Raw genomic sequence first — 8,177 nt, forward strand, 5'->3', positions numbered from 1 at the left:
CCATCAGCGAGATTGCGCAGGAGATTGCATTTGATCTGGACTCAAATAATGTTTGTTGAAGATTACAGGTTAAGAGAAATTTACCAATGACGACTGCTTATCATGTCGGTTTCTATCCGTGATCTGATTGAATACTGCATTCATGCGCTGCGCGAAGAAGGCGTCGTCCGCCATCGGAGCGCCGCGCGCGGTTTCGCGGCGGCGGCCTGGTTGCGGCGGACGTGAACGGAGGGGCCACGCGCCCCGCTCGCCGGCGCTGGCGGAGGTCGCGGGACTAGGCTGAATCGACATTCATTCGCTGCTGGCGGGGGGCCTTGTGCGTCCCTTCTCCCCTTGTGGGAGAAGGTGGCCTGCGCAGCAGGTCGGATGTGGGGTCTCTCAGAACCCTCGGCTTGACGCGATAGGCTGTCGCGCACGGATGGCGGAGCGAAACCCCACATCCGTCAGCCGGAGCCTGTCCTCGGGTCGGCCTTCGGCCGAGCCCGGGGGGCTGCCACCTTCTCCCACAAGGGGAGAAGGACCCTCGAAACGGCCTTCGCTGTCGCCGATCTGAATGTCGATCCGCCCTAGGAATCGGTTCCGGCCTTGGGCTGGCCGGGCGCCGCTACGGCGTGGGAACGACCGTCGAGGCCTTCAGGTCGAGGTTCCAATGGCCGACCAGCGGGATCGACACGGTCGGACGGTAGTCGCTTGAGGCGCGAAGCACCGGCGCGCCGGCCGTCGTCGTATCGGTCACCAGGGTGACCACCACGTCGTTCGTATTGACCAGGCCCGCGAGCTTCGCCGACACCAGCGTCCGCAGCTGGTCCTGGGTGGTCGCCGGATTGAGCAGCAGGGTCCGCGCGCTGGTTTCCAGGCTCCAGCGGACCGTCGCTGCGGCGTGCATCACCCAGGAGACCTGGAAGGCGCCGATCAGCAGCGCGATGAACACCGGCACGACGAGCGCGAACTCTAGCGCCGTCGCCCCGCTGTCGTCAGCCCAATGTCGCGCCCTAGCGGACACGGATGACATCGCTCTGCGAGAGCGCGTGCGAGTGCATGAGGCCGCTGTAGGTCCCGCTCGCGGTCAGGGTGAGGAACACCGACGGCGGATTGCTGCCGGCGCATACCGTGGCGCAGCTCACCGCCGACGACCCGCAGGTGCAGCTTCGCACCACGTTCAGGGCGCCGTTCGCCGGCATGCCGCTCCAGGCCGCGGCCGAAACCGCCTGGGCGGTCGGATCGTCGGACCCGCCGGTTTGATAGTAGCGGACGCCCGTATGGGTGGCGGTCCGCATTTGCGACATGTGGGTTTCGCGCAGCCAGCCGTCCACGCCCACCACCAGCATGACCGCGACGATCGGGGCGATGAAGGCGAACTCCATCGCCGCCAGGCCCCGGCGGTCGGACGCGAAGGCGCGAAGGAAACGCATCATTCCACCACCTTGATGGCCTGGCGCGCCGCGATTTCGCCCATCCCCTGCGCCTTGCAGTTCACGCTGACGGTGGCGCTGCCGGTCCACGTCACGGTGTCGGCGATGACCTGGGTGCAGCCGTTGATGCCCGAAAAGTTGCCCTGGTAGGTCACCGACTGGGTGGGGAAATAGAGATCCCCCGTCAGGCTCGAGCTGGAGTCGCCGGTGAAGACGTTTGCGGCGCTGCTGACCCCCGCCCGGTCGCCGAAGAACAGGATGCCGGAATAGGTCCCCGACGTCGGCGCCGCGAGGCTGACGTGCGAATTGCCCTGCATTGACACCTGCGACCCCGCGGCCAGGTAGATGGTGACGTCGGAGCCCATCACACTGGCGTTGGCGCCTATGTCGAAATTTCCACCGGAGACATAGTAGACGCCGGGGGCCAGCGTCACGGTTCCCCTCAGGGCCATCCCGCCGGAATAGTACCCCGGTTGAAGCGTCACGGTGTTGTTGTTACCCACGCCGGCAAGCGAGCGGCTGACGCCGGTGGGTGGCGTCGCCAGGCCTGAGAACGGGTCGCGGGCGCGCGGCGCCTGGGTGACGACGCTGGGGCAGGTAGGGCCGGTGAGCGTCAGCCCGCCGTGGTTGGCGTATCCGCCGGCCGACACCACGCACTCGGTGGACACCGTCGCCGAACCCCAGATGTTCACCGCGTCGCTGGCGATCGAGTTCGACATGATATCGCAACCGACCAGGGTGACGGTGGTGTTGCCCTGGATCTGCACCGCCTGGCTGGCCGACTTGCTCAGCGCCAGGATGCAGGCGTCGGCCGCAGTGGCGTAGATCGCCACCGCGCGGGCGTGGACCACCATCGGGCCGTTGTTGAAATAGGCCGTGAAGAACCGCGGGACGTTCTGGCTCAGCACCACTTCCGTGGCGGTCGGCACCTGGTTGGGGCCCGAGGTCGGCGGCGTGTTCACCACGATAGTGCCGGTCGTCGACGACCAGCCGTTCGAGGTCGCGATCGCGGACGCGTCGGCGCTCATGACGCTCGAACTCGCGCTCGCCCGGTTGTCGAGCGCGCCCACATAGGCCGCGGCGTCCGCGGCGACCTGCAAGTGGGTCTGCTGGATGTATTGGAAGTTGGTTTCCACGCCCAGCGCGCCCGCGCCCACGACGAGCGGCATAGCAAGCGCGAACATGATAGCGACGTTGCCGGTCTCCGAGGAGACACGGCGACGTATAGCGCGCAGCACATCTCTGGATCGGTGCAAATTCATACGATCAGAGTGCCACTGTCCTGTTTAATCCGTTGTCAATGGACGCAGTTAATTCCTGCGTAACCTTTGGAAGGCGGGCGCCGCGGAGGTGATATCTGCATGCTCGGAGACCGTCGCCGGAAGCTACACGGTGGCGGTTGCGCGGCGCGGGCGCTAGCGTCACCGCTCCCCCTGAGTCCCGGCCACGGAGCACCCCTTGCGGACAGTCGCCAAGATCTTCGCCGCCCTGCTGGCTGTGTTCATCGCCTCGGCCCCGTGGGCCGGGGCCGCTGCGCGCCCTCAGTCCCTCACCGCGGGGGCCGTCGCCTCGCCCGATCGCTATGGGGCCCTGGCTGCGCAGGAGATGCTGAAGGCCGGCGGCAATGCGGTCGACGCCGCGGTCGCGACCGCCTTCGCCCTGGCCGTGAGCTACCCGGAGGCCGGGAACCTCGGCGGCGGCGGCTTCATGACCCTGTACGTCGACGGCAAGCCCTACTTCCTCGACTACCGGGAGACGGCGCCCTCCAAGGCGAGCGCCGGAATGTACCTGAACGCATCCGGCCAGCCGGTCGCCGCCCTTAGCCTGGTGGGCCCGCTGTCCAGCGGCGTGCCCGGCACCGTGCGCGGCATGGCCGAGGCCCATCGGCGCTTTGGGAAGCTGTCCTGGTCGCAGGACCTCGCGCCCGCGATCCGGCTGGCGCGCGATGGGTTCATCGTCGCGCCGCAGTTGATCCGTGAGCGTGAGAGCAGCCGCCGCGCGTTCGCCGGGATCACCAACTTCGACCGCTATTTCTCGTCGATGGCCGCGGGCCGCCGGTTCCAGCAGCCCGAGCTCGCCGCCACCCTGGCGCGGATCGCCAAGGGCGGGGATCGGGAATTCTATGAGGGCCGCACCGCCGACCTGCTGGTCCAGCAGATGGGCCGCGGGCCGACGAAGGGACTGATAAGCAAGGCGGACCTTGCGGGGTACAAGGTGGCGTGGCGCGAGCCCTTGCAGGGCGACTGGCGCGGCTATCGGGTGATCACCGCCCCGCCGCCGAGCTCCGGCGGCATCGCACTGCTGCAGATGCTGACGATGAAGTCGGACGCCGCCGGACTGTTCAAAGGCGTGGGTCTCAACACACCGCAGTATCTCCACCTGGTGTCGGAGATCGAGAAGCGGGTCTTCGCGGACCGGGCCGAGTACCTTGGCGATCCGGACTTCGTGAAGGTTCCCGTGGCAGCGCTCACCAACGCGGCCTATCTCGCCCACCGCGCCGCCGAGATCGATCCCAAGGCCCCTTCCCCCTTGAAGGCGGTAAGGCCAGGTCTGGAAAAGCCCCAGACCACGCACTTCTCCATCGTCGACCGCTGGGGCAACGCGGTCTCCAACACCTATACGCTGAACGGATCCTTCGGCGCGGGCGTGATGGTCGAGGGGGCCGGCTTCCTGCTCAACGACGAGATGGACGACTTCTCCGCCAAGCCGGGGGCGCCCAACCTGTACGGCGTCGTCGGCGGCGAGGCCAACGCCATCGCGCCGTTCAAGCGGCCGCTGTCCTCCATGACGCCGACGATCCTGCTGCGCGATGGCCGCGTGGCCATGGTGCTGGGCACCCCGGGCGGCTCGCGCATCTTCACCTCGCTGTTCCAGGTGCTGGTGGACGTCTACGACTTCGGCCGCCCGCTGACGTCCGCGCTTTCCGCCCTGCGGTTCCACCACCAGCTGCTCCCGGAGAACACCATCTATTCGGAGCCCTACGCCCCCTTCCCGCCGGCGCTGAAGGCGGCGATGCAGGCGCGCGGCTACCGAATCGAGGCGCAGGACTTCAACGGCGACGTCGAGGCGATCCAGGTCATTGGCGGCATGCCGCACGCGGCGGCGGACCCCCGTGGCCGCGGGGTGGCCCTGACGGTGCGGTAGGGCGTCTCCGGCTCCGGACCGCTCTTCGCCCCTCTCCGACTCCGATTGGACCCCATCGGCCGGGCGGATTGCGCGGAATCTGACACGCGAGCTGTGGCTTCCATACAAGGCTGCAACAAATTGAGGTTCGCCGAGTAACGGTTGGTTTGACATTCCCAGCGACGCAGCATCGCATCCAGGGAGATAGACACCGGCTTCCTTGCCGCGCGCTGGCGGAATAACCGCTGGCCTGGCTCGTCCGGTCAGGTGTCCGCTCGGGGGGTTACACCATGAAAAACCTGTACATGGGCGCAAGCCTTGTCGTGCTTTCCTCGCTCCTGTCGTCCGCCGCGGCCGCGCAGCAGGCCGCCGCAGGCCCAGCAAATGTCTCGGAAGTCATCGTCACCGGCACCCGGGTCACCGGCGTCAGGGCGGCGGACAGCGCCGCCCCGGTCGAGGTGGTGGGCTCGGGCGCGCTGAAGCGCGTCGGCCAGCCGGACCTGATCCAGGCGCTGACGCAGAACCTGCCTTCGTTCAATTCCGAGGCCTTCGGCACCGACACCGGACAGCTGACGCTATCGGCGCAGTTGCGCGGCCTCAATCCCAACAACACCCTGGTGCTGATTGACGGCAAGCGCCGCCATTCGACGGGCAACCTGCACGTCGCCCCGGGCGTCTTCCAGGGGGCCGCGACCCCCGACCTGGGCCTGATCCCGGTCGCCGCCATCGACCACGTCGAGGTGCTGCAGGATGGCGCGGCGGCCCAGTACGGCTCCGACGCCATCGCCGGGGTGGTGAACATCATCCTGAAGACCGCCAACCACGGCGGAACCATCAGCGGGACCGGCGGCTCCTACTATTCGAACGGCGGGGCCACCGGCGCCTTTTCGGCGAACATCGGCCTGCCGATCGGCGACAAGGGCTTCATCAACCTGACCGCCGAGACGCGCTACCACGACTTCAGCCACCAGGGCGGCGCGGACCGGCGCCTGTTCAACCTCGACGGCACGGTGAAGGCGGGCATCGACCCGGTCGATGCGGCGGGCGTGCGGGGCGCGCTCGACTTCCCGAGGGTCAATCACATCTACGGCGACGCCTCCTCCAACCTCTACAACGGCTTCTACAACTCCGGCTACGACTTGGGCGAAGGCCTCGAGCTCTACAGCTTCGGCAGCTACAGCCACCGCAAGGCGTCGGCCTTCGAGAACTACCGGCTTCCGACCAAGGTGATCGCCTCGCCGGTGCTCGGCGTAGGCGGCAGCACCAGCACGCCTGGCGAACTGATTCCGTTCCCCAACGGCTTCAACCCGCGGGAAGCCCTGAGGGAGGATGACTATGCTGTCACCGCGGGCATAAAAGGCGTTCTCGCGGAATGGAACTGGGATCTCTCCACGACCTACGGCCGGGACAAGAACGAGATCTCGACGCTCAACTCGGCCAACGCCTCGCTGTTCATCGACACCCATACGACACCGCGGAACTTCTTCGACGGCGCGTTCGTGAGTTCCGAATGGACGGGTAACCTGGATATCACCCGGCCGTTCGAGGTGGGGCTCGCCTCCCCCCTCAACGTCGCCTTCGGCGCGGAGGGCCGCCAGGAGAAATATACGATCAGCACCGGCGACCCGGCCTCCATCTACAAGGAAGGCGGTCAGTCCTATCCCGGCTTCCAGCCCAGCGACGCGGGAACCCACAGCCGCACCAACTACGCCGGCTACATCGACCTTGCGGTCGATCCGATCGCCGGCCTCAAGGTCGACCTCGCCGGCCGCTATGAGCACTACAGCGACTTCGGCAGCACGACGGTGGGCAAGCTGACCAGCCGCTATGACTTCAATCCCCAGATCGCCATCCGCGGCACCATCAGCACCGGCTTCCGCGCGCCGACCCTGGCCGAGGAATTCTATTCCGCCACCCAGGTCGCGCCGACCTTCGCGGTGGTGAATCTGCCGCCGAACTCGCCCGCCGCGCACCTGGTCGGGTTCCAGAACCTGAAGCCCGAGAAATCCACCAACTATAGCCTCGGCTTCGTCGCCCATCCGATCGAGCGGCTGCAGATCACCGCCGACGCCTACCAGATCGAAATCCGCGATCGGATCGTCAACACCGGAACGCTGCTGGCCCTGACCGGCACGACGGTGGTTTCCCAAGGGGCGCTCAACGCCATCGCCGCGCACGGCAACGTCCTCGACCCCAGCGTCACCTACGTCGGCATCTCAGTGTTCACCAACGGGGTCAACACCCGCACCCGCGGCGTCGAACTGACCGCCAACTACGCCTCTGACTTCGACGAGTACGGTCACGTCGATTGGTCGTTGGCCTTCAACTACAACGAGACCACGATCACTAAACTACAGCCGCTGCCCGCCTCGGTGGCCAATGCAGCGTTCAGCCAGACCAGCATCATAAGCCCCACCTCCCGGAGCATCCTGACCTCGTCGGTGCCCAAGGAAAAGGCGGTCCTTGGCGCCTACTGGACCAAGAGCCGATGGAGCGTGAACCTGCGAGAGATCGTCTACGGCTCGTCGAGCTCGATCCTCGACTTCAGCGGCGCGGGCACAGGCCCTGAGGCGCGGAAATTCACCGTCCCCGCCACGGGGATCACCGACCTCGACGTCGGCTACAACCTCACCGACAGCTTGAAAATCGACGTCGGCGCCAGCAACCTGTTCGACCAACGTCCGCCGGGGGTGCCCAACGTACCCGACGGCAGTGGCGGGGTCCGGCCTCTCAGCGGCAACAACGTCTACGGCGAACCGGCGCAGTTCTCGCCCTACGGGATCAACGGCGGCTACTACTACGGCCGGATCACCTTCACCTTCTGACCGGCCGTCTGATGCGCCGCGGGGGCCGGCTTTGCCGGCCGGTTCCCCGCCGCTCTCTGTGCTCATGCTATAGGGGCGACGATGCCCTCAGCGCCCCCAGGCTCCCTCGCCGCGGCCATAGAGCTTGCCTCGGCTTTGCTCGCCACCGATCCCGCCCAGGCCGGGCGACGGGCGCGGGACATCCTGCAGGCCGCCGCCGACGATCCGCGCGGACGGCTGATCCTCGGCTCGGCTCTGCGGCGCCAGGGCGACTTCGCGGCCGCGCGCGCCGTGCTCGAGCCGCTGGCGCGCGCCTATCCGAACGCGGCGCTGACGCAGTATGAACTGGGCCTCGCCTTCTCGGGCCTCGGCGACGCGCCGGCCGGAATCGACGCGCTGCGGCGTGCCGTCGGGCTGAAACCGGACCTCGCAGAGGCGTGGAAGGCGCTGGGCGATGAGCTGTTCCGGGCGGGCGACGTCGCCGGCGCGGAGGCGGCCTTCAAGGCGCACGTCCGGGCCGCCGTGCGCGATCCGCACCTGATGGGCGCGGCGGACGCGCTGTTCGCCGACGACGCCGTCCTGGCGGAGCGGCTGCTCCGCGCGCATCTGGGCGACCGGCCCGACGACACCGCGGCCCGGCAGATGCTTGCGCAGGCCTGCGTACAGCTGGGGCGGCGAGACGAGGCGCAGGGCCTGCTGGCGGCCTGCCTCCAGGCCGACCCCCGCCGCGACGGCGCGCGCTTCCAGCTCGCCGAGCTGCTGTTCCATCAGCAGAAGGCCGCCGAGGCCCTCCCCCACATCAGGGCGCTGCTGGCGCGCGAGCCCGACGACCCGGCCT

General features: G+C 67.7%; 7 protein-coding genes. 4 read left to right on the forward strand and 3 right to left on the reverse strand.

Annotated features, from left to right (window positions below; genetic code table 11):
- Nucleotides 1-102 precede the first annotated feature (102 nt).
- The gene (locus JWP28_RS08695) at nucleotides 103-225 is read left to right on the forward strand and encodes a hypothetical protein (RefSeq protein WP_299542094.1); all 123 of its coding nucleotides are present in this window, start codon (nucleotides 103-105) and stop codon (nucleotides 223-225) included.
- Between the two features lie 379 nt (nucleotides 226-604).
- Here JWP28_RS08695 and JWP28_RS08700 read toward each other — a convergent pair whose 3' ends face one another.
- Genes JWP28_RS08700 through JWP28_RS08710 form a run of 3 tightly spaced genes read right to left on the reverse strand, consistent with a single transcriptional unit; the run spans nucleotide 605 to nucleotide 2,674 of the window.
- Nucleotides 605-1,003, reverse strand: coding sequence for a TadE/TadG family type IV pilus assembly protein (locus JWP28_RS08700; protein WP_299542095.1), 399 nt, complete (start codon nucleotides 1,001-1,003; stop codon nucleotides 605-607).
- Nucleotides 993-1,415, reverse strand: coding sequence for a hypothetical protein (locus JWP28_RS08705; RefSeq protein ID WP_299542097.1), 423 nt, complete (start codon nucleotides 1,413-1,415; stop codon nucleotides 993-995). The genes JWP28_RS08700 and JWP28_RS08705 overlap by 11 nt, the downstream gene beginning before the upstream one ends.
- Nucleotides 1,412-2,674: a pilus assembly protein TadG-related protein gene (locus JWP28_RS08710; RefSeq protein ID WP_299542099.1), complete on the reverse strand. Its 1,263-nt coding sequence runs from the start codon at nucleotides 2,672-2,674 to the stop codon at nucleotides 1,412-1,414. Before JWP28_RS08710 ends, JWP28_RS08705 begins: the two co-directional genes overlap by 4 nt.
- Nucleotides 2,675-2,870: 196 nt before the next feature.
- Here JWP28_RS08710 and ggt point away from each other — a divergent pair, with 196 nt between their 5' ends.
- From ggt to JWP28_RS08725, 3 genes are all read left to right on the forward strand, one after another.
- On the forward strand, nucleotides 2,871-4,556 hold the full coding sequence (gene ggt / locus JWP28_RS08715; protein ID WP_299542101.1) for a gamma-glutamyltransferase: 1,686 nt from the start codon (nucleotides 2,871-2,873) through the stop codon (nucleotides 4,554-4,556).
- 269 nt (nucleotides 4,557-4,825) lie between these two features.
- On the forward strand, nucleotides 4,826-7,360 hold the full coding sequence (locus JWP28_RS08720; protein WP_299542103.1) for a TonB-dependent receptor: 2,535 nt from the start codon (nucleotides 4,826-4,828) through the stop codon (nucleotides 7,358-7,360).
- A gap of 81 nt (nucleotides 7,361-7,441) precedes the next feature.
- Nucleotides 7,442-8,177: tetratricopeptide repeat protein (locus tag JWP28_RS08725; RefSeq protein ID WP_299542105.1), on the forward strand; the 736-nt coding region annotated here is incomplete at its 3' end.

The sequence above is a fragment of the Phenylobacterium sp. genome (assembly GCF_028290885.1).
In the GTDB taxonomy this organism is placed as follows: Bacteria; Pseudomonadota; Alphaproteobacteria; order Caulobacterales; family Caulobacteraceae; genus Phenylobacterium.

Coding starts and splice junctions, on each gene's coding strand:
- JWP28_RS08695 (WP_299542094.1), top strand. CDS start 103: ATGTCGGTTTCTATCCGTGATCTGATTGAATACTGCATTCATGCGCTG.
- JWP28_RS08705 (WP_299542097.1), bottom strand. CDS start 1,415: ATGATGCGTTTCCTTCGCGCCTTCGCGTCCGACCGCCGGGGCCTGGCG.
- JWP28_RS08710 (WP_299542099.1), bottom strand. CDS start 2,674: ATGAATTTGCACCGATCCAGAGATGTGCTGCGCGCTATACGTCGCCGT.
- JWP28_RS08720 (WP_299542103.1), top strand. CDS start 4,826: ATGAAAAACCTGTACATGGGCGCAAGCCTTGTCGTGCTTTCCTCGCTC.